Below are 25579 nucleotides of genomic sequence, written 5' to 3' on the forward strand. Positions count from 1 at the left end.
GATTGCATTGTGAGGGAGAACCTCCAGCCGTATCGATAGATGCGGCTGGAGGTTCTTTGCGTTGTGAACTAAATAGTGAATTGAATGGCAAAACGATTAACGGGGAGGGATCGATTTGAGTCCGATGAATCGAAGGCCGCTAGTTTGGTTTGCGGTCTGCTGGGTATGCGGAAGTGCGGCGGCGAGCGGGTTTGAGCCGGCGGGGATCGGATTTGCTGCGGGAGCGGCTGCGCTTGGGGCAATAGCCGCTGTCACGGGAAAGCTGGCAAGCATGCGGCTGGCTGCGGCATGCTTGCTTGCCTTTGGCTTAGCGGGCGGCGAGCGGCTCTGGTTCGACGCCCGAAATATGACGGCGCTGACCGATATAGAGCCAGCGGCGGAAGCTGATCCGAGAGCGGCGTATAGCGTCGATGCTCTCGGCACCATTGTTTCCGCGATCGAGGTCGACGGCGACCGCGCCGTTTTCCGCATGGAGGCTACATCCCTCCATGCGCCAGCCTTTGGGCCGCCGCGCAAAATTCGCGAGCGGCTGCTCGTCCAGCTGCGGCTAAGCGCCCAGCCGGAGCAAGCGGCCGCCGCGGCATGGCAGCGCGGCGACCGGGTGCGCGTGGCCGGCGAGCTGACGCGCCCCGCCACGGCAACGAACCGCGGCGGCTTCGATTACCGCCGCTACCTGCGCAGCCAGAGTATTCACTGGCTGCTTCAAGCCAAAGGCGCCGCCGCCGTCACGCCTCAAGCGGCGGCGGCACCAACCTTTCACGCGGCCGCGCTGCTTGGCCGCGTGGACGCCGCGCGCGCATCGCTGGGCGCGCGGCTGGACGAGCTGTACCCGTCCTCCCAGTCCGGCTACATGAAAGGGCTGATCCTCGGCATACGCGAGGATCTGGACCCCGACCAATTCGGCCAATTCGCTGAGCTTGGCCTCACGCATATTTTAGCTATATCGGGCCTGCATGTCGCTGTATTTATCTATGCGGCAGGCGGTTTGCTTAAGCTAGCCCGCATGTCCAGGGAACGGATGTTGACGGTTTTGATGATTGCGGTTCCGTTTTATGTGCTGCTTGCGGGAGCTTCTCCTTCCGTCCTCCGGGCGGGTGTGATGGCCGTTTTTGGTCTGCTGGCAGCCCGGCTTGGCAAGCTTAAGGACGGCTTGCATTTGCTTGCCGCTGCCGCAGTCGTTTTATTGGCTTTTAATCCTTATTATTTGGATGATGTCAGCTTTCAGCTCTCTTTTGTCGTGACACTAGGGTTAATAATGGGTGTTCCGCCCGTCCGGGGAGCGCTGCCGAAATGGAAACGGGGAGGCTGGCTCCTTGATTTAGCCGCCGTTACAATTGTGGCGCAGCTAGTCTCTTTCCCGTTGACCGTATACTATTTCAACCAATTTCATTTGCTGTCGCTGGCCGCCAATTTTGTGCTTGTACCTTTTATAAGCTTTGTTGTTATGCCGATAGGAGCGTCCGCTTTGCTACTGTCCGTCATTTGGCCGGAAGGGGCTAGGGCGCTTGTTTTTGTATCAAGTCATACAAATGAGTGGACGTTTGGTATGACGGAATGGCTAGCCACGTTCGACGGCCTACGCACCATTTGGGCAACTCCAGCGGTCTGGTGGGTGCTCGGCTGGCTGCTTATGCTCGGTTATGGATTTCGGCTTATTAAGCGAAGAAACGGTTGCGTCGAGGAGGTTTATTTTACAACACAACTCCGCTCTGGAACGGACGGCGAGGAAGCTGCTGCTGGAGCTAAACTCAAGAGCGGACAAACGAGCGAACCAATCAGCAAACAAAAGAGTAATCAGACATCCTTGCGCCCGCCCCCAATCGGCAAGCTGCCCGTTTTCCTGTTGGCTTTTTCGGCTGGGAGTCTGCTTTTGACGGCCTATTGGCCGGATATTTTGGATCGGAAAGCCGTCGTCAGCTTTTTGGACGTTGGGCAAGGGGACGCAGCGCTTATTCGCACGCCTGAAGGTAACCATATTTTAATAGACGGGGGAGGGAGCTTGTCGTTCGTCAAGCCCGGAGAAGAGTGGAGGGCTCGGAGGGACCCGTTTGAGGTGGGGGCCAAGGTAGTTGTGCCCCTTTTAAAGAAAAGGGGGGTCAAAAAGCTTGATTTGCTTATCGTCTCGCATTTGGACAGCGATCATATTAAAGGACTTTCCGCTGTGCTCCAGCATATTCCCGTAAAGCGAATATGGTGGAACGGCACAGTGAGAGAAAGCAAGGATGCCAAACGCTTTATTGAACAAGCGCTCGCAGCACATATTCCGCTTTATGCCCCTAAATCCGGTACGAGTATGAAACTGGGAAGCGAAACAAACGTACAAGTCATTTGGCCGCATTTAGTAGAAGGAGAAGGCTCAGCTTTGGTTCCGGTTGTAGAGGAACAAAATGAGCGGAGTCTAATTGTCCTCATTGATCTATACCGTTACCGATTTTTATTTTCAGGGGATATATCCGAAGGCACCGAAAAAGCCGTTATTCGGCATCAGAATGCCAGCCCTTCTGTGGAACAGATGTCGGAATCCAAGACGCATATCATGAAAGTCGCGCATCATGGCAGCCGTTATTCAACAAGCGAGGAATGGCTTGCGTATTGGCAACCTTTGGCCGCCGTCATTTCGGCCGGTGCAAGGAACAGCTACGGGCATCCTCATCCCGATGTGCTGCATAAATTGGACAGTGCAGGCATTTCCATATGGCGGACGGACAAGGGCGGAGAAGCTTCGTTTCGGGTGTCGGCTAACGGTCTTGAAGTTTGGAATCGGTAAGGTCTATATACGAAATTCATATATTTTGGTATTCTTTAATGTGGGGCTCCCTTTGCAGTCCAATTTTTGGAGCGTAGAGGCCCTTTTTGATCAGGTTGAAAGTTCTACATAATAAAACCATTTTTATAATGTGAAAATGAAATTATTAAAAAAATAAAAAGATTGATGATTATTACTGCAACTTTTATCGCAACCCGTCCGTCAGTAAGGTTGCAAGAGAGGAGGATCCTTCGTGGTGGAGCCCGGCCTTATTAAAGCCGCCCAAGCGGGAGATCGCGACGCTTTAATTACTCTATTGCGCGAGATTGAAACCCATGTTTATCGGACAGCCTACTATATACTGAATAATGAGCAAGATGCGATGGACGCCTCTCAGGAAGCGCTTATCCGTATCTACACGAAAATCGGCTCCTATGAGGAGAAGGCCCAGTTCAAAACATGGATTCAACGCATTGTAACTAATATTTGTATCGATAAGTTTAGAAGAAACAAACCTACCGTCTCGATAGACGAGCATGAAATGGTATTTCGCGAAAAGCAAAACGTAGAAGAGGAAGTGTTGTCCTCCTACGCTCTTCAGGATATTCGCAGCGCTATCGAGAAGTTGCCGGAGCATCATCGCACGGTTGTCGTGCTGCGTTACTTGCAAGATTTTTCGTATAACGAAATTGCTGATTCACTTGATTTGCCGCTCAATACGGTAAAGTCTTACCTATTTAGAGCTAGGCAGCAACTGCAAGCATTACTTCACGAATATCAGAAAGGTGGTGTCCGGGGATGAATTGTCAAGAGGTGATGGAATTGATGCATAGAGAGCTAGACGGAGACCTCAGCGAAGCTGAGATCGAAGTATTGGCCGATCATACAAGACAATGTCCGGACTGCGAGGCTATGTTCGAGCGCATGAAGCGTCTTTCCGCAGAGCTCGCGAACCTTCCTAAGGTTGTCCCTAGCTATAGTTTGGTGGATGCAATTATGCCGGAACTGGAGCGAATTGACGGATTGGAGCAGTTGAATAAAGGAGAGGCTTCGGAAAAGGAAGCTCCCGCATTGCAGCCTAGACGGGCTAAACGAAATCGCAAGTGGCCGTCTTGGGGCGCTGTCAGCGGTGTGGTTGCCGCAGGAGTTGTGGCGGGCTTGTTCCTCGTCATGTACCCTTCTGGTCTCGGCAAAAACGATGCGCTTCAGGATGTTGCGTTTACTGCGGATATGAAGAATGAAGGGCCAAGCGTTGCCGATGCGGATCTTTTGTCGTCCAAGTCGGTCGGAGACAATCCGGGAGGAGACATTCCTGCCGAAGAAGCTGCGAAGAAAGCCCCTGCGTTAACTAGCGGAGAAACGGATAACGAGCAAAAAGCCGAAGTGTATAGCAATGAGGACAATAACAAAGTTGCACCTACTCCAAACAACCGTTCAGAAGAAAGTGGTGCAACGGGAGGAGCTTCAGAGAAACCTTTAGTGGGAGTAACCGTTACGGATCAGCACGGAGACAGCGGAACAACTTCCAACCATTCAGGGAATAAAGGAGGAACCGATAAAGGGACAGACGTTGATCCTTTGCCGCCGGAACAAGGGAAAGTTCCGCCGGGAACGGATATGGGCATAATGGGCTTGCAGCAATTTATTTCTCCAAACGGTCTCTATATTGCTACACTTGATGAGTATGTAGTCACGATTACTTCTGCGGAGAGCGGACAATTGCTGAAGGAAACCTCGAGAAAAAATGGGGTTCATACTGGGTTTGTATGGTCGGAGGATAGCAAATCTCTGACATATGAGGTTCATTTGGACCAAGGGGCAATCGAAAAATACGTGCTTCAGGCTTCGGACTGGACCGAAAAAAAAGCGGCTCATTAATGGGTGAAATGGAACACATTACAGGAGCCTGGAGTATGATACAGGAAGAAAACAGTCTGCGGCGTAGCAACGTCGTAAGACCATATCCTGATGCGGTGCCATGGAGCCGAGACGGGAATGTTAATATAAAGGCAAAGGGATGAGCCGCGAAAGCGGCCATCCCTTTGTTGACGTTCACTGTATCCCATTAGTAACGGTTGGAACCATGAATGGCGGGGGGCTGGTATATGGACGCGAGAGAAGCGTTAAAAGAAATAAAAGCGGGCAAGTTTAGGCCGATTTACGTTTTATTCGGCAAAGACCGGTATCGAATCAAACAGTTTATCGAATTTCTTCGGGATGCGATGTTTTCGGCTGATGAAAGAGAGATGGGCGTTACAAAATTCGATACATCAGAGACAACGATAGACGAGGTTGTATTAGAAGCGGAATCGCCGCCGTTTTTTCTTGACCGAAAGTTGGTGCTTGTCAGGGACGCCACCGTATTCGCCGCAGGCAAAGACAATGCCAAACTGGAGCATCGTCCGGACACTATGCTTCGTTACATTGAAAATCCGCTTGAAACATCTGTTATCGTCGTCGCGGTAAACGCCGATAAGCTGGATGAGCGGCGCAAGCTAGTCAAGACGCTTAAAGACCGCAACTCCATCATCCCTTTCCCAGAGCTGGATACCCCAGAGCTGAAAAGGTGGATGATCAAGCGTGCGGCGGAGCAAGGAAGGCAGTTGACGGATGGTGCAGCGGACTTGCTGATCGCCAGAGTAGGCGTGAATATGGGGCAGCTAGCTCAGGAAGTGGACAAGCTTTGTCTTCATGCGGGGGACGGCGGAGTGATCGATGCGGAGCAAGCTTCAATGCTGACGGCCGCAACGGTGGAGGAGGACGTGTTCGTCTTGATCGATGCCATTGCGGAACTGCGGATCGACAAAGCGCTTCTGCTGTATCGTCAGCTGCTCCTTCGGCGCGAGGAGCCGATTAAAATTGCGGCTCTTATCGCAAGGCAAATCAGAATCATGCTGCAAATAAAAGAACTGGAGCATCACCACTACTCTCCTCAGCAAATGGCGGGACAGCTTGGGCTTCATCCCTATGCTGTTAAACTCGCGGCTGAAAAGGGGAAGAAGTTTACTCCTTCCAAGCTGGGCAAATGGCTAAGCTCGCTTGCTGAACTGGATTACGCGATGAAAACGGGAGCGATTGACAAAGCACTTGGGCTCGAGCTTTATTTGTTGTCGATGGGATCGGATAATAAAGTTAGCCATACTTTGTGATTGGCAGCAAAAAACATACACATAACGAAAAAAAGCTTCGTTCTCCAAGATGGATGAACGAAGCTTTTTCAGTCATGTATGTTGTCTTACGCCTGTGCGGACAAAGCGTTCAGACGTTTTGCAAGACGAGATTTTTTGCGGGCAGCTGCATTTTTATGAATCAGGCCTTTAGTTACTGCCTTGTCCAATTTTTTCGTAGCTACGATCAGAGCAGCTTTTGCTACTTCTACATCAGTACCTGCGATTGCTTGGTCAGCAGATTTAACAGCCGTGCGAAGTGCGGATTTTTGGGAAGCGTTCAAAGCGCGGCGCTTTTCGTTTGTTTTCACGCGCTTGATAGCGGATTTAATGTTTGGCATGGAATTCACCTCCTACAAAGTTTGAGCATCATTCTATTTCTGTAAGGTAAAGCTAACACAACTTAAAATATATTATCATGCGGCTGCCCAAAAAGCAATAGCGGCTGCATGTTGCCCCTCCTTTGAAAGCAGTGAAAGCGTAATTCCTAACCGTATGAAATGGCGGAAGCTGCAAACAATAACGAAAGACTATACCGCGAAGGGAGTTTACGGCTGAGATGGAAGACCTTGATTTGCAAAAGTACGATGTAAGGACGGATTTGGCTTTGGAGGCCAAAGAGCTGGCGGAGCGGCCGGGAGGAGGACCCATCCCTGGGGTACACTCGGAGACGACGGAAGAGGACGGAATTAAAGTTACCGTATTGCATGTGCAAAATGAACAGGGATCAAACGCCATAGGCAAAGTGATTGGGCAATATGTCACGATAGAAGTTCCGGGGCTGAGAGAAGGGGACACCACGCTTCAGGATCGGGTGGCGACTGCATTCGCCAAACACTTTGAAGCTTTTTTGGAGCGGCTGAACATTTCGAAATCGGCTAGGGTTCTAATTGTTGGACTAGGCAACTGGAATGTCACGCCAGATGCTCTTGGACCGCTTGTGGTTGAAAATGTAATGGTAACTCGCCATTTCTTCGAGTTAATGCCGGATCAGGTAGCGCCGGGCTATCGTCCCGTCAGCGCTGTGGCGCCGGGAGTGCTCGGCATAACCGGCATTGAATCCAGCGAAATCGTACAAGGCATAGTCGATCGTTCCAAGCCCGACCTCGTCATTGCAATTGACGCACTGGCTTCCAAGGCGCTTGAGCGGGTCAACACAACCATTCAAATTGCGGATACCGGCATTCATCCCGGCTCGGGCATCGGCAATAAGCGCAAAGGGCTGACACGCGACATTTTGGGAGTTCCCGTACTTGCCATTGGCGTTCCTACAGTTGTGTATGCCTCCACGATCGTAAGCAATGCGTTTGAGATGATGAAAAACCATCTAGAGGCGCAAAACGGGGATACCAATCAAATATTCGGGCTGCTGAACCAAATGGGGGAAAATGACCGGCTGCAGCTTGTTAGGGAAGTGCTTAGTCCCATTGGGCATGATCTGCTTGTCACTCCTAAGGAAGTGGACGAATTTATCGAAGATATCGCGAATATTATTGCGAGCGGCCTTAACGCTTCGCTTCACGAGGCCGTTGACACCGATAACGTGGCAGCTTATACGCATTAAGTAGAAGAAAGAAAAAGCTCAGGGCTTAAAGCAGCCTTGGGCTTTTTTCGTTCGTGTCAGGCCCGTTTCTAGTAAACTATTTTCTCTATCGCAGGGCAATTCTAGTTTATCGGTTCTATTAAACCGTTTGCCTTCATAGATTGGTAGTAGTTTGAGCGGCACAACGACGCTTTGCGTGAAACGGGAGGTTATAAAAATGATGAAACGATTGCCTTTATGGTGGAGTGACTGGAAACAAAGTGAAAAGATCAGGGAAGCGCTTGTATCGGGAAGAGCATTTTCTATGCTTTCCTTAAGTTCAATGCTCTTTTTTATGGTTTTGGGCATCGCGGGCATGATACATCAGCAGTCTTCCCAGTCGCCGATTCATTCCATGAAAGGATTTGCCGCATCCGTTTCAAGCGGAGCGTTTGGAAATATGATGGAGATGGAAATGCCGGCGTTCCAAAGCGGTCTGGAGTCCGATTCGTTTACGAGCAGCGAGATCGGCACGTTTCTAATGCGAACGCTGACGAGCATCAACCCGAGCAATCCTAGCGCCCTGCTTGCAGGGGAGCTTCCCGGCATGGGCCAAGATTCTTTTCTGATTCGAAAAGGAATAGCGACAGATACAAACGTTGGGCCGCAGGATCATTTTCCGATCGCTGAGCCTGTCGAGGGTCCGCACGAAAATGACGGAGTAGAGATGCCGCCAAATGACGACAACGGGTCAGAAGGAACGAAGCCGCAGCCAAGTCCTTCAGAAAATACGGAGCAAGACGGCGAGTCAAACGGCAAGCCCGATACGGGAAAAACAAAAGTGGCATTTATCTATCATTCGCATAGCCGCGAGTCCTGGTACCCTGAAATCGAAAATTCAAAAAAGGATCCAACCTCGGGCACCAAAAACATCACGCTTGTCGGAAAACGTCTAGCGGACAAGCTGGAGGAAAAAGGGGTCGGCGCTTTGCATTCCGATACCGACTATGCTGCAACGGTGAAGGGTTACAAATGGGAGCTCAGCTATAAGTATTCGAAAAAAACGGTGATGGAAGCTCTGGCCAGCAGCGAAGATTTGAAGTTTTTCTTCGATATTCACCGCGATTCGCAGAAGCGGAAATATACGACGGTCGACATCGACGGGACAAGCTATGCGCAGGTTTATTTTATAATAGGGCACCGAAATCCGAATTGGAAGAAAAACGAAGAGTTTGCAACCAAAATTCATGAGGCGTTGGAAAAAAAGTATCCCGGTATTTCTAGGGGCATCTGGGGGAAAACTGCAAATACGGGCAATGCCGAATATAACCAGTCTCTCGCTTCAGAAAGTGTATTAGTTGAAGTCGGCGGGGTTGAGAATACGCTGGAAGAGTCATATAGAACGGCAGATGCGCTTGCGGAAGTCATTTCATCGATATATTGGGACGCGGAGAAGGTGTCCGGGGAGGAGTAACGGCAATGCGGAGAAATCCATGGAAATGGCTGGCGATTGGCGGCGCAATCACTTTTCTTGTTTTGTTCGGGATGGAGATGACGTCTACCGGCATTGAAAGAATATACGGCCCGATCGAGGGGGGGGAAGGCTCGCAGAGCGTAGACGGTCTAGAGGGAGCCGGCGCACCGGAGAAGCAGTCCGATACAGAAAAGCGGATTGCCGAGCTTGAAAGGGAGCTGGCTGATATTCGCAAGCTGGCGTACAGCGATGAACAAATAAGCGAGACAGAACATCCGCGTTTGCCGGGGGTGCCTTTTGCGGAGGAAGAAGCAGCGGTCAACAAGCTTGCAGATTCCACTTCCGGCTTGCTGGAGTCCGCCTCCAACACGGGAATCCGCTTTGTCGTCTCCCTGTTTGACGGCTGGATGAACTAAACCCTTCATTGCTGTCATTCCGACAAACTGATATAATAGGAAGAATGATTGATTATTGGAAGTGTGGGGGTTTGGCATGACAGACGTTCGTGACCGGCAAAAGAAAATTAGAAATTTTTCCATTATTGCTCATATCGACCATGGAAAGTCGACACTTGCGGATCGGATTTTGGAGTATACCGGAGCTTTAAGTTCCAGAGAGATGCAAGCTCAAGTACTGGACCAAATGGATTTGGAGCGTGAGCGCGGAATTACAATTAAGCTTCAAGCCGTTCGTTTATCTTACAAAGCCGACGATGGCGAGGAGTATTTGCTCAATTTGATTGACACTCCAGGCCATGTCGACTTTACATACGAAGTCTCGCGAAGCATGGCAGCTTGCGAAGGCGCTCTTCTTGTGGTGGATGCGGCTCAAGGCATCGAAGCCCAAACGTTAGCAAACGTCTACTTGGCGCTCGACAACAACCTTGAGGTTCTTCCCGTTATTAACAAGATTGACTTGCCAAGCGCGGAGCCGGATCGGGTTAAACAAGAAATCGAAGACGTAATTGGCCTTGACGCCAGCGAAGCGGTACATGCATCCGCTAAGGCGGGTATCGGCATTAAGGAAATTTTGGAGCAAGTTGTCTCCAAAGTGCCTGCGCCGACGGGTGATCCCGATCAGCCGCTTAAAGCTCTTATTTTTGATTCGCATTATGATGCTTACAAAGGCGTAATCGTATATGTTCGCGTAATTGACGGCAACATCCGTGCCGGCAAAAAAATCCGCTTTATGGCGACGGGAGCCGAGTTTGAGGTAATCGAAGTCGGAGCGTTCAAGCCGCGGATGTCGATTGTGGACGAGTTGGCCGTAGGCGATGTTGGATTTGTTGTAGCCGGCATCAAAAATGTGAAGGATACACGCGTCGGCGATACGGTAACGGATGCCAAACGTCCTGCTCCTGTGCCTTTGCCGGGCTACCGCCGGATTAATCCAATGGTTTATTGCGGTCTATATCCGATTGAAACTCAAGATTACAACGATTTGCGCGAAGCGCTTGAGAAGCTGGAGCTTAACGACGCTTCCTTGCGTTATGAGCCGGAATCGTCGACTGCTCTCGGATTTGGATTCCGTTGCGGCTTCCTTGGATTGCTGCACATGGAAATTATTCAGGAGCGTATTGAACGTGAATTTAATATTCCGCTCATTACAACGGCTCCAAGCGTAATTTACAAGGTTACTTTAACAAATGGCGAGCAGCTTAATATCGACAATCCGTCTAACTACCCGGAGTCCGGCCGACTCGACTACGTAGAGGAGCCTTATGTAAAAGCGAAGGTTATTGTGCCAAACGACTTTGTCGGCACGATTATGGAGCTTTGCCAAGGCAAACGCGGCGAGTTTATTAACATGGAGTATTTGGACACGAACCGTGTAACGTTGACATACGAGATGCCGTTGTCCGAAATCGTATACGATTTCTTTGATCAGTTGAAATCAAGAACGAAGGGATACGCTTCGTTCGACTACGAGCTGTCCGGTTACCGTCAGTCCAATCTTGTGAAGATGGACATTATGCTGAACGGAGAGCAAGTTGACGCCTTGTCCGTCATCGTTCACCGTGACCGTGCTTACCAGCGCGGCCGCATCATTTGCGAAAAGATGAAGGAACTGATTCCTCGCCAAATGTTTGAGGTGCCGGTTCAAGCTTCAATCGGAACAAAGGTTATCGCTCGCGAAACCGTTAAGGCGATGCGCAAAAACGTTCTTGCGAAATGTTACGGCGGCGATATTAGCCGGAAGCGGAAGCTTTTGGAGAAGCAAAAAGAAGGCAAAAAGCGGATGAAGCAAGTAGGCAGCGTCGAGGTGCCGCAAGAAGCGTTTATGGCGGTTCTGAAAATCGACGAAGATTAAACGGAAATGAGAATGGGGGAGAGCTGCGCTCTCCTTCATTTTTTGTAACGGAAGGAGTAGAAACAATGGCTATTATACAATCGCCTAAGGCGCTTTATATACACATCCCGTTTTGCACAAACAAATGCCATTATTGCGATTTTACGTCCTATGTGCTGAAGGGGCAGCCGGTCGATCAATATTTGGATGCGCTAGAGGAAGAAATGAAACGGACGGTGGCCGTCATTCCGCCAGATACAATTGAAACGGTATTTGTTGGCGGGGGGACGCCCACAGTGCTTACGCCGCCGCAGATGGAGCGTTTTCTCAGCTCCGTATTTCGTCATTTCCCCATTGCGGATAATGCGGAATTTACGATGGAGGCGAATCCAGGCACGACGGATATCGACAAGCTTGCGGCGATGCGGGCCGGTGGCGTCAATCGAATCAGCTTTGGCGTACAGTCGTTTGACAATGGCTTGCTGGAGCGAATCGGCCGTATTCATAATGTCGACGACGTGTACAGCAGTTTGGAAAACGCACGCAAAGTCGGTTTTGACAACTTGTCTATCGATTTAATGTTCGGTTTGCCGGGGCAGACGCTGGAGCATCTTTCGGACAGCGTCGAAAAGGCGATGGCGCTTGGACTACCCCATTATTCGCTTTATAGCCTTAAGGTGGAAGAAAATACGCTGTTCCATAAGCTGTACGAACGCAACGAGCTGCCGTTGCCGCCGGAAGAGGACGAATTTAATATGTTTCTTCTATTAATGAAGCGGCTGAAGGAAAACGGCTACCGTCATTATGAAATCAGCAATTTTGCAAAAGAAGGCTTTGAAAGCCGTCACAATTCCACCTACTGGCGCAATGAGCCTTATTATGGACTCGGAGCAGGCGCCCATGGTTATGCAGGCCGGGTGCGCCACGTCAATATTAAAGGCGTTCAGCCATACATTGATGCGAATAAGGAGCGGCTGCCTCGTCTGGAGTCCCATGACATTCCGGAGCGGGAAGCGATGGAGGACCTTATGATGGTCGGGCTGCGTCTGCTGGAAGGCGTTCCGGCATCGCGATTTGTAAAGCAATTTCCCGGCCATACGCTGGAAGGTACGTTTGGAGCAGAAATAAACAAGCTGCTGGAAAGTGGGCTGATCGAGCGGACGGAGCGGGCTGGAGATACGATTTATCGTCTGAGCGAACGCGGGGTATTGCTTGGCAACGAAGTATTTGGAACTTTTCTTGGCGGAGAGGGATAAATAACGCTTGAAAACAAATTCATTCCGATGTATATTTATTCATATTCAAAAGCATATGAATAAAAATACAGCAATTTGCGGGGGTGGAGGCAGTTATGCAAGCAGTAGAAGTGTTGTGCAGAAAAGCGACTTCGGACGATGTGGACATGTTGTATGAACTGATTAAAGGATATGCCGAAAAAGGCGTTATGCTGCCTCGCTCGCGCGAAGCGCTCGTATATCTTATCGATACATTTGTAGTGGCCGAGATCGGAAGCGAAGTAGTCGGCTGCGGCGCCCTGACAAAGCTTGGAGACAGCCTGGTGGAAATACGGTCGCTAGGCATGACCGAAGGGTATAAAGGACTTGGCATCGGCAGCAAGCTGGTCGACTGCCTGCTTGAGCAAGCGAAGGCGCAAGGCTTGACCAAAGTAATGGCGCTCACTTATGCCGTATCCTTTTTTGAAAGAAACGGGTTTCAAGTGGTCGACAAAGAAATTTTTCCCGAGAAAGTTTGGAAAGATTGCGTCAATTGCCCTAAACAAAATGCTTGCGATGAAATTGCCGTGCTTCGAATATTGGATTGATCCTATGCGTCTTGCGGGAGCTGCGGCTTCACGCAAGGCGTTTTCTTTTTGGTTATCCTTTTTTTGGTGCACTTTTTGGCGAAGACGTTCTTACTTAAAAATAGGCGTGAAAATGTTCGATCAAAACGTTGTATCGACTTGACAATGGCAAAGCGGTTTTGGTATTTTTGTATTAGTGATTAGCACTCATTAGAGTTGAGTGCTAACGAAGTGGAAGGCAAGGCAGCATGGCTTATCTTGAGGGAGGGACTTGAAATGTTGACGGATCGACAACGTATGATTTTGAATGCCATAGTAGACGATTATATTCGTTTTGCCGAACCGGTTGGATCACGCAGCATTTCAAAACGCGGAGATGTCGGCTTCAGTCCGGCGACGATTCGCAACGAGATGGCCGATTTGGAAGAGCTCGGGTTTTTGGAGCAGCCCCATACGTCGGCAGGACGCGTCCCGTCTACAAGAGGCTACCGCTATTATGTCGACCACTTGGTTCAGTTAAAACAGGTTGGCGATGAGGATCTTGGCATCGTGCGTTCTTTTGTAACCGACAAGATGAACCAGAAGGAACAGGTCATCCAGCATGCGGCAACCATTTTGTCCAGTCTGACCAACTACACGTCGATTTTGCTCGGTCCTGAGCAGTTTAACACTTCGCTGAAACATTTTGGACTCGTTCCACTTAACGCGACTTCGGCTGTTGCAATTATTGTGACCAACACAGGCCATGTTGAAAATCGGGTCATTACAGTGCCACCCGAATTGAATATGGACGAAATGCAAAAAGTGGTGAACATCCTAAATACAAAGCTGGTAGGCGTGCCGCTCGTTCGACTGAAGGCAAAACTTTATTCCGAGGTTGGCCAAGAGCTGGAACGCCATGTCGACCATTATGAAGAGTTGATCAAAGTTTTGGACGGCGCTTTGCAAAGCGACGAAGAGCAGCGGGTATTTATGAGCGGAGCGACCAATATGCTCACTCAGCCTGAATTCAAGGATGTCGATAAAGTAAAAACGATTCTTGATCTGCTGGAAGAAACTCCTACCATTATGAAAATGTTCTCTTCCTTGCCCGAAGGAATACAAGTACGAATCGGGACGGAAAATGACCACAAGGCCATTAGCGATTGCAGTTTGATTACGGCTACTTATTCGCTTGAAGGAAAACCGCTCGGCACGATTGGCATTTTGGGTCCTACCCGGATGGAATACGGCAAAGTGATTAGCTTGCTTGATCTGATATCCAATAATATGGGCACGTTGTTAAGCCGATGGTATAAGTAGCAAAGCTTCCAAACGCGGAAGCCAATTTTTAAGGAGGTGATATGGTGAGTGCTAAGGAACCACATTTGGATTCGGTGGATACAGTAGTAGATGAAGCGGTTGAAGCTGCAGGCGAGCAGACAGTTGATCATGACGAGCAGTCGGCTATCGCGGACTCCCGTTATGAGGAGCTTGCCAAAGTTGCGGAAGAAAACCAGCAGCGATATTTAAGGGCACAAGCGGACTTTGACAATTTCCGCCGCCGTACGACGAAAGAAAAGGAAGAGCTGGGGCAATACGCATCCATGAAATTGATCGGGCAACTGCTCCCGATTGTCGATAATTTTGAACGGGCGATCGCAGCGTCTTCCAGCAATAGCGACTATGATTCGCTAGCTAAAGGCGTAGACATGATCCTCCGTCAGCTTGCGGGCACTTTGGAGCAAGAAGGGCTGAAGCCGATGAATGCGGTTGGGCAGCCATTCAATCCTGAATATCATCAGGCCATTATGCAAGTGGAATCGGAAGAGCATGAAGAAGGCATCGTCGTTGAGGAAATTCAAAAGGGCTATATGCTAAAAGACAGAGTTATCCGTCCCGCAATGGTTAAGGTTAGCGGTTAACGGTCACAACTATTTAAGGAGGAAATTTAGCTATGAGTAAAGTAATCGGTATTGACTTAGGAACAACAAACTCTTGCGTAGCCGTTATGGAGGGCGGGGAAGCCGTCGTTATCCCTAACCCGGAAGGCAACCGCACAACTCCTTCCGTTGTAGGCTTCAAAAAAGACGGAGAGCGCGTCGTAGGCGAAACGGCCAAGCGCCAAGCCATCACGAACCCGGATCGCACAATCAGCTCAATCAAGCGCCATATCGGCACTAACCATAAAGAAAAAATCGACGACAAAGAATATTCGCCGCAAGAAATTTCCGCAATCATTTTGCAGAAGTTGAAATCCGATGCGGAAGCTTATTTGGGCCAAACGGTAACGCAAGCGGTTATTACAGTTCCAGCATATTTCAATGACAGCCAGCGTCAAGCGACTAAAGATGCAGGCAAAATTGCCGGTCTTGAAGTGCTTCGTATCGTGAACGAGCCAACGGCTGCTGCGCTTGCTTACGGTCTTGAGAAAACAGAAGACCAAACGATTCTTGTATACGACCTAGGCGGCGGTACGTTCGACGTATCCATCCTGGAGCTGGGCGACGGCTTCTTCGAAGTTAAAGCGACTAGCGGCGACAACAAACTGGGCGGCGACGATTTTGACCAAGTCGTAATCGACTATCTCGCTTCCGAGTTCAAGAAAGAGCAAGGCATCGACCTTTCGAAAGACAAAGCGGCAGTACAACGTTTGAAGGACGCAGCTGAAAAAGCGAAAAAAGAGCTTTCCGGCGTAATGACTTCCACTATCTCATTGCCGTTTATTACAATGGTTGACGGGGTTCCTCAGCATTTGGAGACTACCCTTACTCGCGCGAAGTTCGAAGAGCTTTCCGCTGCGCTTGTAGAGCGCACGCTCGGCCCTACTCGCCAAGCGCTTACCGATGCGGGCATGACGCCTAGCGACATCGACAAAGTCGTTCTTGTCGGCGGTTCGACTCGTATTCCTGCCGTTCAAGACGCAGTTAAAAAGCTGATCGGCAAAGATCCGCACAAAGGCGTTAACCCGGACGAGGTTGTTGCGCTAGGCGCAGCCGTTCAAGCGGGCGTATTGACAGGCGACGTGAAAGATGTTGTTTTGCTCGACGTTACTCCGCTATCTCTGGGCATTGAGACAGCAGGCGGCGTATTTACAAAAATGATCGACCGCAATACGACAATTCCGACAAGCAAATCGCAAGTGTTCTCCACTTATGCGGACAACCAGCCGGGCGTTGAAATTCACGTTCTTCAAGGCGAGCGTTCCATGGCGGCAGGCAACAAAACACTTGGCCGCTTTACGCTTAGCGACATTCCTCCAGCTCCGCGCGGCGTTCCGCAAATCGAAGTGACCTTCGATATCGACGCCAACGGTATCGTTAACGTTAACGCTCTGGATAAAGGAACGGGCAAAAGCCAAAAAATTACGATCACTTCCTCTAGCGGCTTGAGCGACTCTGAAATCGAGCAAATGATGAAGGACGCTGAGCTTCATGCAGAGGAAGACCGCAAGCGCAAAGAGCTGGTTGAAGCGAAAAACACAGCCGATCAGCTAGTCTACTCCACAGAAAAAACGCTTAAAGACCTCGGAGACAAAGTAGATGCTTCCGAAATCGAAAAAGCGAATGCGGCGAAGGAAAAAGTAACGGCTGCGCTCGCTACTGAGGACGTAGAGCAAATTAATGCCGCGGTTGAAGAGCTAACGGCTATCGTTCAAGAGCTTTCCGTGAAGCTTTACGAGCAGGCTTCTGGGGATGCTGGTGCCGCAGGAGCAGCACCGGAAGGCGAAGCGGGCAGCGCAAGAGGCAAAGATAATGTAGTTGACGCCGATTACGAAGTTGTCGACGACAAGAAGTAAGGACAACTGGCGAGAGGTCAGAGAGGAGCTTGTCTTCTCTTTGACCTCCTTTCGTGCGTAAATGGGAAGCAATTAATTGCGGGGTGAGAATCGGTTGGCTAATAAACGTGATTATTATGAGGTGCTTGGAATCGGCAAGGACGCATCTGGGGACGACATTAAAAAGTCGTACCGCAAGCTGGCGCGCCAATACCATCCGGACGTCAACAAAGAAGCGGATGCCGAAACCAAGTTTAAGGAAGTAAAAGAAGCATACGACGTGCTTAGCGACGACGGTAAACGTTCGACATACGACCGTTTTGGCCATGTCGATCCGAATCAAGGCATGGGCGGCGGAGCAGGTGGCGCCGATTTCGGCGGCTTTGGCGACATTTTTGATATGTTTTTTGGCGGCGCTGGCGGCCGCAAAGATCCAAACGCACCGCAGCGCGGCAACGATCTTCAATATACGATGAACATTGAATTTAAAGAAGCCGTGTTCGGCAAAGAAGCGGAAATTACGATTCCGAGAACGGAATCTTGCGATACTTGCTTCAGCACCGGGGCGAAGCCGGGAACGAAGCCGGAAACCTGTTCTACATGCCGCGGCAGCGGACAGCAGGAAGTGGTGCAAAACACTCCGTTTGGCCGAATGGTTAACCGTAGAGCTTGTTCTACTTGCAGCGGCACAGGCCGCATCATTCGCGAGAAATGCGGAACTTGCCATGGCGCTGGAAAAGTGAAAAAGCAGCGTAAAATTAAAGTCAATATCCCGGCTGGCGTCGATGACGGAGCTCAAATCCGTATGACCGGCGAAGGGGAAGGCGGCCTGCGTGGCGGTCCTGCGGGCGATTTGTACATTGTGCTTCGCGTGAAATCCCATGAGTTTTTCGAGCGCGAAGGGGATGACATTTATTGCGAGGTACCACTTACTTTCGTTCAGGCGGCACTCGGCGATGAAGTGGAAATTCCTACGCTTACGGAAAAAGTGAAGCTGAAAATTCCTGCCGGAACGCAGACGGGAACTTATTTCAGGCTCAAAGGGAAAGGCGTGCCTAAGCTCAGAGGATATGGAACGGGCGATCAGCATGTGAAAGTGACGATTGTGACGCCTACTAACTTGACGGATGAGCAAAAAGAGCTGCTGCGCGAGTTCGGCGGTTTGGCCGGTGAGTCGGCGAATGAGCAGTCCGAACATCATGAATCGATTTTTGGACGTATGAAAAGAGCGTTCCGCGGCGAATAGCCCGGGACGTTTTTTTCTTATTCATCCCAGTGTCTAATGGAATAATTCCGGAAAACTTGCACAATCTATCTTGGTGCATGTAAGGATGACACTATGAGACCGGAGGATGATCCAGATGTCTTTTGACAAAAACGATGAAAACAGCTTGGACAAAATAAATTTTGCGCAGCTTCCGATTGGAAAAAATGAAGATGTGGAATTTTCGGAGGAGCTGGCCGACGACGCCGATCGCAAAGCACAGCAGCGTGCAAATGAAGCGGATGAGCGTGCTGAAGGCAATCAGGCCTAATTTAGCCGGTCTGCAGTAGTTGAAGGAGAGTAGACGATCATGTCCACCATAGAAATTCAAGCCGCTTTTTCAAGCGGGCAGCATGCCTCTGAAGCTCTTCTTAAGCTTCAGGCGCTCCGAGCGGTTGACGTTTCGTCTTCCAGTGAAAACGGATCGTTGTCCGTAACGGTTGACGAAGCCGTTGCGGATCGCGCGAAACGGGTCATTGGGCAAGCGGGCGGAACCGTATCGGATCGTTAGGAACAAAAATAATAAAACGGCGCAAAAGTCTACCGGGCTTTTGCGCTATTTTTTTGTGCTGAGTACACTACTTGGTGTACAATAGAGGATAGGCATTTTTTATTTTGGGAGGCATTACATATGAAATGGTATGAACTGACGATAGCAACGACGGAAGAAGCGCAAGAAATGATCTCTAATTTTCTGCACGAAATGGGAGCAGGCGGAGTATCCATCGAGGAGTCCGGTACACTAAACAAGCCGCGCGATACATCGCTTGGACAATGGTATGAGCTGCCGCTTAACGATATTCCGGAGGGGCAAGCCGTTATTAAAGGTTATTTTCCGGAAGGAACTGAAATAGAGACGCTGATGGAACAATTGAAGCCGCGTGTCGAAGAGCTGAAGCAATTTGATATTGATCCGGGTGAAGTGGCTTATTCCGCAGCCGTTGTGGACGACGAGGACTGGGCGAACGCTTGGAAGCAATATTTCAAACCTATTCAAGTAACCGAAACGTTGACTATTAAGCCGACTTGGGAACAATACGAGCCGAAACCGGGAGAGCGCATCCTGGAGCTGGACCCCGGCATGGCTTTTGGAACGGGAACGCATCCGACAACGGCGCTATGCCTTCAAACTTTGGAATTCGTTATTCAAGGCGGCGAAGAAGTGATTGATGTCGGTACAGGCTCCGGCATACTCGCGATTGGCGCTTGCAAGCTTGGGGCAAAAAGCGTACTTGCGCTTGACCTTGACCCCATAGCGGTGTCCAGCGCAACGGAAAACGTGCGGCTTAACGGACTATCCGACGATATCGAGGTTCGTCTAAGCGATTTGCTCGGCGTGCTGCGTGAGGAGGAAGCTTCCTCTTCGAATGGGGTGAAGCTCCGTGTTTCCGTACCGGTGGATTTGGTAGTCGCCAACATTTTGGCGGAAATTATTTTGCTCTTTATCGACGATGTGTTTGAGTCGCTTAAGCCTGGCGGTACTTACATTGCCTCCGGCATTTACAAAAACAAAGAAGAAGATGTAGAGCGCGGACTTCTCGCTTCCGGCTTCGAAATCATTGAGAAACGCCGCGACGCGGATTGGATTGCATTTGTGGCGAAAAAGCCGCAGGAGGGCTAGATGGAGAGATTTTTGTGGTTTCCGCTGGAGGACTTGCCCTTTATCGTCATCGTGTTGATGATCGTATTTACCGTGCACGAATTTGCGCATGCTTACAGCGCCTATAAATTTGGGGACGATACAGCTTATAAAGCAGGTAGAGTAACGCTTAATCCGATGGTGCATTTGGATTTGTTCGGCTCTATTTTGCTGCTCGTTGCCGGGTTTGGATGGGCGAAGCCGGTTCCGGTTAATCCGAGCCGGTTCAAGCACCGTCGTTTGATGAGCATCGTAGTGTCGGCGGTTGGTCCATTAAGCAATTTGCTTATGGCTGTAATTGGTATGCTTCTTTTTTATATTTTACACGAGACGGGGCTGCTGTACGGAGGTTCCGAAGGCGTTTATATGGCGCTGATCACTTTTTTCTGGTATTTGATCAGCATAAACATTTTGCTGTTTATTTTTAACTTGATTCCACTGCCGCCGCTGGACGGCTACCGGATTATTGCAGAACTGCTGCCGCTCAAAACACGGTATAAAATCGAGCAGAACATGCACTGGGCTCTTATTGTTTTTTTGCTGTTTGTCTTTATTCCGCCGCTTCGGGCCGTTACGTTGGATCCGATTCTAGGCCTTGGAAGTCCTATCTTCAACGGCCTTATTCGATTATTCAACTCCATTTTTTCACCGCTGCCATGGAACAAAGTTGAAATGGATTTCTACCTCTAAAAAATGTTATGATGAAGGATGGAATTTGAGATTATGCAGCGATATTTTGTGGCGCCGGAAGCGATTAAAGACGGCGTTGTAACGATAACAGGTGAAGACGCCCACCATGCTGCGCGCGTCATGCGAATGAAGCCGGACGACCGACTTATCGCAAGCGACGGGGTCAGCCGTACGGTGCTGGCGGTTGTGACGGAAGTATCGTCTCAGCAAATTCGCGCAGAGGTGGAGAAGCAGCTTGAGCCGGAAAGCGAGCCAGCGTGGTCGGTGACGATCGCGCAAAGCTTGCCGAAGGGCGACAAGATGGAGCTGGTCATTCAGAAGGGAACGGAAATCGGCGCGGCCGCATTTGTCCCGTTTCAGTCGGAAAGAATGATTGTGCAATACGACGGAAAAAAAGAAGCGAAGCGGATCGAGCGCTGGAGCAAAATTGCAAAAGAAGCCGCTGAGCAGGCGCATCGCCACCGCATTCCATCAATTGATGCTGTACAAAGCTGGCGTCAACTGCTCGCTTCTATGAAACGCTACGATCTCGTTTTGTTTTGCTATGAGCGGGAAGGCGATAGGGCTCATGGGCGAGGCATAGCGGATGCGGTTCGACAGTGGAGAAGCTCCTCTGAGCCGCAAAGCGGGATTAACCTGAAGCCGGGCGAGGCAAACATTTTGCTTATCGTCGGGTCGGAGGGCGGCTTTACGGAGCGCGAAGCGCAGGAAGCGGAAGAAGCCGGGGCGGTTTTAGTCGGCCTTGGCAAACGCATTTTAAGAACGGAAACGGCAGGGCTGGTCGGACTAACCTGTCTTTTATATGAATCTGGAGAAATGGGAGGATCGTAAACCTCATGCCAACAGTCGCATTTTATACGCTGGGCTGCAAAGTAAACTTCTACGACACGGAAGCGATTTGGCAGCTGTTCAAAAATGAAGGATACGAACAGGTCGATTTTGAATCGACCGCCGATGTTTATTTAATTAATACTTGTACGGTAACGAATACAGGCGACAAAAAAAGCCGCCAAATTATTCGCCGCGCCGTTAGAAGAAACCCGGACGCAATCATTGCGGTAACAGGCTGCTACGCGCAGACGTCGCCAGCCGAAATTATGGCTATCGAAGGCGTCGACCTTGTCATCGGTACGCAAGATCGCGAAAAAATTATGTCGTTTGTGAACCAAATCGGGGAAAACCGTCAGCCGGTCAACGCGGTGCGCAATATTATGAAAACACGCAGCTTCGAAGAGCTGGACGTGCCGGATTTTGCGGAGAGAACCCGCGCTTTCTTGAAAATTCAAGAGGGCTGCAACAACTTTTGCACCTTCTGCATCATTCCATGGTCCAGAGGGCTGTCGCGCAGCCGCGAGCCTCAAAGCGTGCTGGAGCAGGCGAAATCGCTTGTTGCGGCAGGATATAAGGAAATCGTCCTTACCGGCATTCATACAGGCGGCTATGGCGATGACATGGAAAATTACAATTTGACGAGTTTGCTGTGGGATTTGGATAAGGTGGAAGGGCTTGAGCGCATCCGGATCAGCTCGATTGAGGCGAGCCAAATCGACGATGCGATGATCGAAGTGCTTAACCGTTCCAGCAAAATGTGCCGTCATCTTCATATTCCGCTGCAAGCGGGAGAAAATTCTGTCCTTAAGCGCATGCGCAGAAAATATACGACGGAAGAGTTTGCGGCCAAAATTAAAAGGCTGCATGAGGCGATGCCCGGCGTAGCCATTACGACGGACGTGATCGTCGGTTTTCCGGGCGAGACGGAAGAAATGTTTGAGGCCGGCTACCGCTTTATGGAGGAGCTTGGATTTGCGGAAATGCATGTGTTCCCTTATTCCAAGCGGACGGGCACTCCCGCAGCCCGTATGGACGAGCAAGTGGACGAGGAAGTCAAAAACGAGCGTGTTCATAAGCTGATTGACCTGTCTGAAAAAATGCAGCTGCAATACGCCGAGCAATATGTCGGCACCGTACTCGACGTTATTCCAGAGCGGGATTACAAGGGCGCGCCTGGACAAGGCCTGCTTATGGGCTACACCGACAACTATTTGCAAGTGGTGTTTGACGGCTCGGAAGAGCTGATCGGCCAGCTGTGCCGTGTAAAAGTTACGGAAGCTGGAGTAAACGAGTGCCGCGGCAAACTGTTGCGCGTGCTGGATTCCAGAATGCCGGCTGCTGATGAGCCGGAGGCCCACGACTTTGTTTATGAGCGTTCGGAAGCTCTCAGAGCGTAGGAAATAGCGGATGATGCGGGATTCCTTTCCTTTTGCCAAACGGGTAAAAAGATGAAGGAATCCTTTGCTGCATATACTAAAGCGTAAATGTCGCAAGGGGGAAGGGTCATGTTGGAAATTTCGGCAGGCGGGGTCGTGTTCCGCCACAATGAGCAAGGTCAATTGCAAATTCAGCTCATTCAGGACCGGTACGGCAAAGTATCGCTCCCAAAAGGCAAAATGGAGCCGGGCGAAACGGTAGAACAGACCGCGCTTCGCGAAATTGCTGAAGAAACGGGTCTGGAAGGCGTTATCGTCGCTCCGATCGACCAAATTAAATATCAATATGAGCATTCCAATTACGGTATCGTCAACAAGGAAGTCCATTATTATTTGGTTGAGGCTGTTGGCGGCACTCATCAGGCTCAGGTCGAAGAAATTCGCGGAGTGGACTGGTTTGAGCCGATGGAAGCGTGGAGACGCCAGAAGCAATCCGGGTACGACAACAATCACCGTATTGTAGCCGGTGCGCTTCATTTGCTTGGCCTGAATGTCAATTAAAGGAGTTCAGCCGTATCCATCTTGCGCATCGCTTGCATATAGCAAAGAGGCAATGCAAGCAGAGAGCAGGCGACATTAAATATAGTTTGAGCATGAGCGATTTGTGAAGCTGGAGAATGGGAAATCCAGCCGGAGACGGCAGTCAGCTCGCCTACAAGAGGGAGAAACAAAAGCGCTCCGCCTACGTTTAATAGCGTATGGGCATAGGCGACATATTTGCCGCCGCGCGAGCCTCCGATAGACGCAAGCAGTGCGGTTACGCATGTGCCGATATTGGCGCCGAGCACAACCGCAACTCCGAGTTCAATTGGCATCGCGCCAATCGTAACAAAGCCCATGATAAGCCCGATGACGGCAGCGCTGCTATGGATGGCGGCGGTAAGCGCCGCTCCTGCGGCCAGCCCCCACCATAAGCCGGTTGAAGCTTTGTCCAGAAACCAGGCGAACAGCTCGCTGTTTTGTACGGCGGGGCCAATTGACTGCATAAGGGATAGGCCGGCTAGCAGCAAACCGAAGCCGCAGACGGCAACCGAAGCCGAACGAACGGTATCCAGCCAGCTTAATTGGCTTAAGCGAGGGAACCATCCTAGCTCACCCACAATTACGGTCACAAACCAGGCGGCGGTCGATGCGATAAGGAGCGGAATTGCAAATTCATCTATATTGAGCCCAATCAATTCGGTTGTCAGGCAAGTACCGATATTGGTGCCCAAAATGATGCCGAGCGTACGAGGGAAAGTAAGCAGCCCGGCATTCACGAGTCCGATGGAAATGACCGTGACGGCCGTGCTGCTTTGAAGAAACGCCGTTGTAGCGGTGCCTATCGCTAGGCCGTGCAACGGCGTTTTTGTGGATGTTTGAAGCGCTCTGGACAGATGCGGGCCCGCGAGACGGTGGAGGGCGAGCTCCATCAGCTTCATGCCGCACAGGAATACGGCAAATCCGAGCACCATAGGAACAAGAATGGTTTGAATCATAAACAAAGCTCTCCTTCTGAACGTGGCGTATTTCATTTTATGCGGACGGCCTAGTAGGAATGACAAGCTGTACATAGAGAGGACGAAACAATTGTGAGTCAACAAGCGAAGGTCGTGCTGCAAAAAGCGCGTAAAAAAAGAGTAGAGGGCGGTCACCCTTGGGTGTTTGCCAGTGAAATCGACAGGATGGAAGGGGAGCAGGTCCCCGGAGGACTAGTCGATGTTGTCAACCATCAAGGAAAATATTTGGCGACAGGATATTGGAATCCAAGCTCGCAAATTACAGTAAGAATTGTGTCTTATGCCCCGATCGCGGCAATGGACCAAGCTTTTTTGACGGACAAGCTGGCTAAATGCAAGGAGCATCGCACGCGCTTTGTGGCGGATTCTGATTGCAGACTTGTTTATGGCGAAGCAGACTACTTGCCGGGATTGATTGTCGACCGTTTCGGCGACGTGCTTGTCGTTCAAATTTTAACGCTTGGCATGGATGTCGTCAGGGAGGAACTGGTAGAAGCGTTGGTCGACGTTTTTCAGCCAAAAGGAATTTATGAGCGGAGCGATGTGAGCGTACGTCTGCTCGAAGGGCTCGAGGAGCGTACCGGCGTTTTATACGGACAGTGCCCGTCAATTATCGAAATTGAGGAGAATGGGCTGAAGCTGGAAGTTGATATTGTCGAGGGACAAAAGACGGGGTACTTTTTTGACCAGCGCGAAAACCGCGCTTCTATTGAACCGCTGATGAAGGGCTGGGGAGCGAGGAGCGGCATTGGGCTTGCTCCTCATCCGGAAGATCCGACTGCGGGACTTGTACCCGTCAACGCCAACGGCAAAGCGGTCACGTTCCCTTATTGGGATGGGGCTACTGTGCTGGAATGTTTTGCGCATACGGGCAGCTTTACGCTCCATGCTTGCAAGTACGGGGCAAAACGGGTGACCTGTCTGGACGTTTCCCAGCACGCCATCGATACGGCAAGGCGCAACGTCGAGCGCAACGGTTTCCAGGATCGCGTTGAATTTGTAGTCGCGGACGCTTTCCAGTATTTAAGGGACCAAGTCAAAGGGCTGGATGAAAGAAAAGCGCGGGCAGCCGGAGGAACCGATACGTCCAAAAAGCTTGATCAAAGCGGCCGAACGTGGGATGTTGTCGTGCTTGATCCACCCGCGTTTGCCAAAACCAAAGGTGCGGTTGCAGGTGCGTGCAGAGGCTACAAAGATATTAATTTGCAAGGCTTAAAACTTGTTAACGAGGGCGGTTATCTAGTTACGGCGAGCTGCTCTTACCATATGAGACCGGATCTGTTTTTGGAGACCATACACGAGGCTGCAAACGATGCCGGCAAGCTGCTGAGGCTAGTCGAATGGAGAGCCGCAGGCAAAGATCATCCTCAGTTGCTAGGAGTTAATGAAAGCCATTATTTAAAATTCGCTATTTTTGAAGTGAGAAGCAAAACCTCCGCAAAATAACGGATGCGGGATGAACGG

24 protein-coding genes are annotated in these 25579 nt (G+C 50.4%); 22 read left to right on the forward strand and 2 right to left on the reverse strand.

Going from position 1 to position 25579, the window contains the following annotated elements; all coding sequences use genetic code 11:
- Positions 1–124 precede the first annotated feature (124 nt).
- The 4 genes from ACFQZE_RS01725 to holA all read left to right on the forward strand — a co-directional run bounded on the left by ACFQZE_RS01725 (position 125) and on the right by holA (position 5895).
- Positions 125–2767, forward strand: a complete 2643-nt coding sequence (locus ACFQZE_RS01725) for a ComEC/Rec2 family competence protein (protein ID WP_379355457.1) — start codon at positions 125–127, stop codon at positions 2765–2767.
- Between the two features lie 232 nt (positions 2768–2999).
- Positions 3000–3548, forward strand: a complete 549-nt coding sequence (locus ACFQZE_RS01730) for an RNA polymerase sigma factor (protein ID WP_379353008.1) — start codon at positions 3000–3002, stop codon at positions 3546–3548.
- Positions 3545–4624 carry an anti-sigma factor family protein gene (locus ACFQZE_RS01735; RefSeq protein ID WP_379353010.1) on the forward strand — a complete coding sequence of 360 codons (1080 nt, stop codon included), beginning with the start codon at positions 3545–3547 and terminating at the stop codon, positions 4622–4624. Before ACFQZE_RS01730 ends, ACFQZE_RS01735 begins: the two co-directional genes overlap by 4 nt.
- Before the next feature lie 227 nt (positions 4625–4851).
- A complete protein-coding gene (holA, locus tag ACFQZE_RS01740) occupies positions 4852–5895 on the forward strand; it encodes a DNA polymerase III subunit delta (RefSeq protein WP_379353012.1) in 1044 nt (347 codons plus the stop codon).
- A gap of 86 nt (positions 5896–5981) precedes the next feature.
- Here holA and rpsT read toward each other — a convergent pair whose 3' ends face one another.
- Positions 5982–6254: a 30S ribosomal protein S20 gene (gene rpsT / locus ACFQZE_RS01745; protein ID WP_379353015.1), complete on the reverse strand. Its 273-nt coding sequence runs from the start codon at positions 6252–6254 to the stop codon at positions 5982–5984.
- A gap of 218 nt (positions 6255–6472) precedes the next feature.
- Here rpsT and gpr point away from each other — a divergent pair, with 218 nt between their 5' ends.
- The 17 genes from gpr to ACFQZE_RS01830 all read left to right on the forward strand — a co-directional run bounded on the left by gpr (position 6473) and on the right by ACFQZE_RS01830 (position 23117).
- Positions 6473–7477, forward strand: coding sequence for a GPR endopeptidase (gene gpr / locus ACFQZE_RS01750; RefSeq protein WP_379353017.1), 1005 nt, complete (start codon positions 6473–6475; stop codon positions 7475–7477).
- Positions 7478–7673: 196 nt separating this feature from the next.
- Complete coding sequence (spoIIP, locus tag ACFQZE_RS01755; RefSeq protein ID WP_379353019.1) at positions 7674–8909, forward strand: stage II sporulation protein P; 1236 nt, start codon at positions 7674–7676, stop codon at positions 8907–8909.
- Between the two features lie 5 nt (positions 8910–8914).
- Entirely contained in the window at positions 8915–9325 is a 411-nt protein-coding gene (locus tag ACFQZE_RS01760) for a translation initiation factor 2 (RefSeq protein ID WP_379353021.1), read from the forward strand.
- A gap of 76 nt (positions 9326–9401) precedes the next feature.
- Complete coding sequence (lepA, locus tag ACFQZE_RS01765) at positions 9402–11219, forward strand: translation elongation factor 4 (RefSeq protein WP_379353024.1); 1818 nt, start codon at positions 9402–9404, stop codon at positions 11217–11219.
- Positions 11220–11284: 65 nt separating this feature from the next.
- A complete protein-coding gene (gene hemW / locus ACFQZE_RS01770; RefSeq protein WP_379353026.1) occupies positions 11285–12454 on the forward strand; it encodes a radical SAM family heme chaperone HemW in 1170 nt (389 codons plus the stop codon).
- A gap of 95 nt (positions 12455–12549) precedes the next feature.
- On the forward strand, positions 12550–13020 hold the full coding sequence (locus ACFQZE_RS01775; protein ID WP_379353028.1) for an N-acetyltransferase: 471 nt from the start codon (positions 12550–12552) through the stop codon (positions 13018–13020).
- A 255-nt stretch (positions 13021–13275) separates the two neighbouring features.
- The gene (hrcA, locus tag ACFQZE_RS01780; protein ID WP_379353030.1) at positions 13276–14301 is read left to right on the forward strand and encodes a heat-inducible transcriptional repressor HrcA; all 1026 of its coding nucleotides are present in this window, start codon (positions 13276–13278) and stop codon (positions 14299–14301) included.
- A 41-nt stretch (positions 14302–14342) separates the two neighbouring features.
- The gene (gene grpE, locus ACFQZE_RS01785) at positions 14343–14903 is read left to right on the forward strand and encodes a nucleotide exchange factor GrpE (protein ID WP_379353032.1); all 561 of its coding nucleotides are present in this window, start codon (positions 14343–14345) and stop codon (positions 14901–14903) included.
- Between the two features lie 32 nt (positions 14904–14935).
- Complete coding sequence (gene dnaK / locus ACFQZE_RS01790; RefSeq protein ID WP_379353034.1) at positions 14936–16777, forward strand: molecular chaperone DnaK; 1842 nt, start codon at positions 14936–14938, stop codon at positions 16775–16777.
- A gap of 94 nt (positions 16778–16871) precedes the next feature.
- Complete coding sequence (gene dnaJ / locus ACFQZE_RS01795) at positions 16872–18002, forward strand: molecular chaperone DnaJ (protein WP_379353036.1); 1131 nt, start codon at positions 16872–16874, stop codon at positions 18000–18002.
- A gap of 115 nt (positions 18003–18117) precedes the next feature.
- Positions 18118–18291: a YfhD family protein gene (locus ACFQZE_RS01800; RefSeq protein ID WP_379353038.1), complete on the forward strand. Its 174-nt coding sequence runs from the start codon at positions 18118–18120 to the stop codon at positions 18289–18291.
- Between the two features lie 39 nt (positions 18292–18330).
- A complete protein-coding gene (locus ACFQZE_RS01805; protein ID WP_379353040.1) occupies positions 18331–18531 on the forward strand; it encodes a hypothetical protein in 201 nt (66 codons plus the stop codon).
- Positions 18532–18651: 120 nt separating this feature from the next.
- Positions 18652–19641, forward strand: a complete 990-nt coding sequence (prmA, locus tag ACFQZE_RS01810) for a 50S ribosomal protein L11 methyltransferase (protein WP_379353042.1) — start codon at positions 18652–18654, stop codon at positions 19639–19641.
- Positions 19642–20349, forward strand: coding sequence for a site-2 protease family protein (locus tag ACFQZE_RS01815; RefSeq protein WP_379353044.1), 708 nt, complete (start codon positions 19642–19644; stop codon positions 20347–20349).
- A 33-nt stretch (positions 20350–20382) separates the two neighbouring features.
- On the forward strand, positions 20383–21180 hold the full coding sequence (locus ACFQZE_RS01820; RefSeq protein WP_379353046.1) for an RsmE family RNA methyltransferase: 798 nt from the start codon (positions 20383–20385) through the stop codon (positions 21178–21180).
- 5 nt (positions 21181–21185) lie between these two features.
- Positions 21186–22577, forward strand: coding sequence for a tRNA (N(6)-L-threonylcarbamoyladenosine(37)-C(2))-methylthiotransferase MtaB (gene mtaB / locus ACFQZE_RS01825; RefSeq protein ID WP_379353048.1), 1392 nt, complete (start codon positions 21186–21188; stop codon positions 22575–22577).
- A 108-nt stretch (positions 22578–22685) separates the two neighbouring features.
- The gene (locus ACFQZE_RS01830; protein WP_379353050.1) at positions 22686–23117 is read left to right on the forward strand and encodes an NUDIX hydrolase; all 432 of its coding nucleotides are present in this window, start codon (positions 22686–22688) and stop codon (positions 23115–23117) included.
- Here the strand turns inward: ACFQZE_RS01830 and ACFQZE_RS01835 are convergent.
- Complete coding sequence (locus tag ACFQZE_RS01835; RefSeq protein WP_379353052.1) at positions 23114–24094, reverse strand: Na/Pi cotransporter family protein; 981 nt, start codon at positions 24092–24094, stop codon at positions 23114–23116. The genes ACFQZE_RS01830 and ACFQZE_RS01835 overlap by 4 nt on opposite strands.
- Before the next feature lie 93 nt (positions 24095–24187).
- On the opposite strand from ACFQZE_RS01835, the gene ACFQZE_RS01840 reads away from it, so the two are divergent.
- Positions 24188–25561, forward strand: a complete 1374-nt coding sequence (locus tag ACFQZE_RS01840) for a class I SAM-dependent rRNA methyltransferase (protein WP_379353054.1) — start codon at positions 24188–24190, stop codon at positions 25559–25561.
- Positions 25562–25579 lie beyond the last annotated feature (18 nt).

This window comes from Paenibacillus sp. GCM10027627 (genome assembly GCF_042675505.1).
In the GTDB taxonomy this organism is placed as follows: Bacteria; Bacillota; Bacilli; order Paenibacillales; family Paenibacillaceae; genus Pristimantibacillus.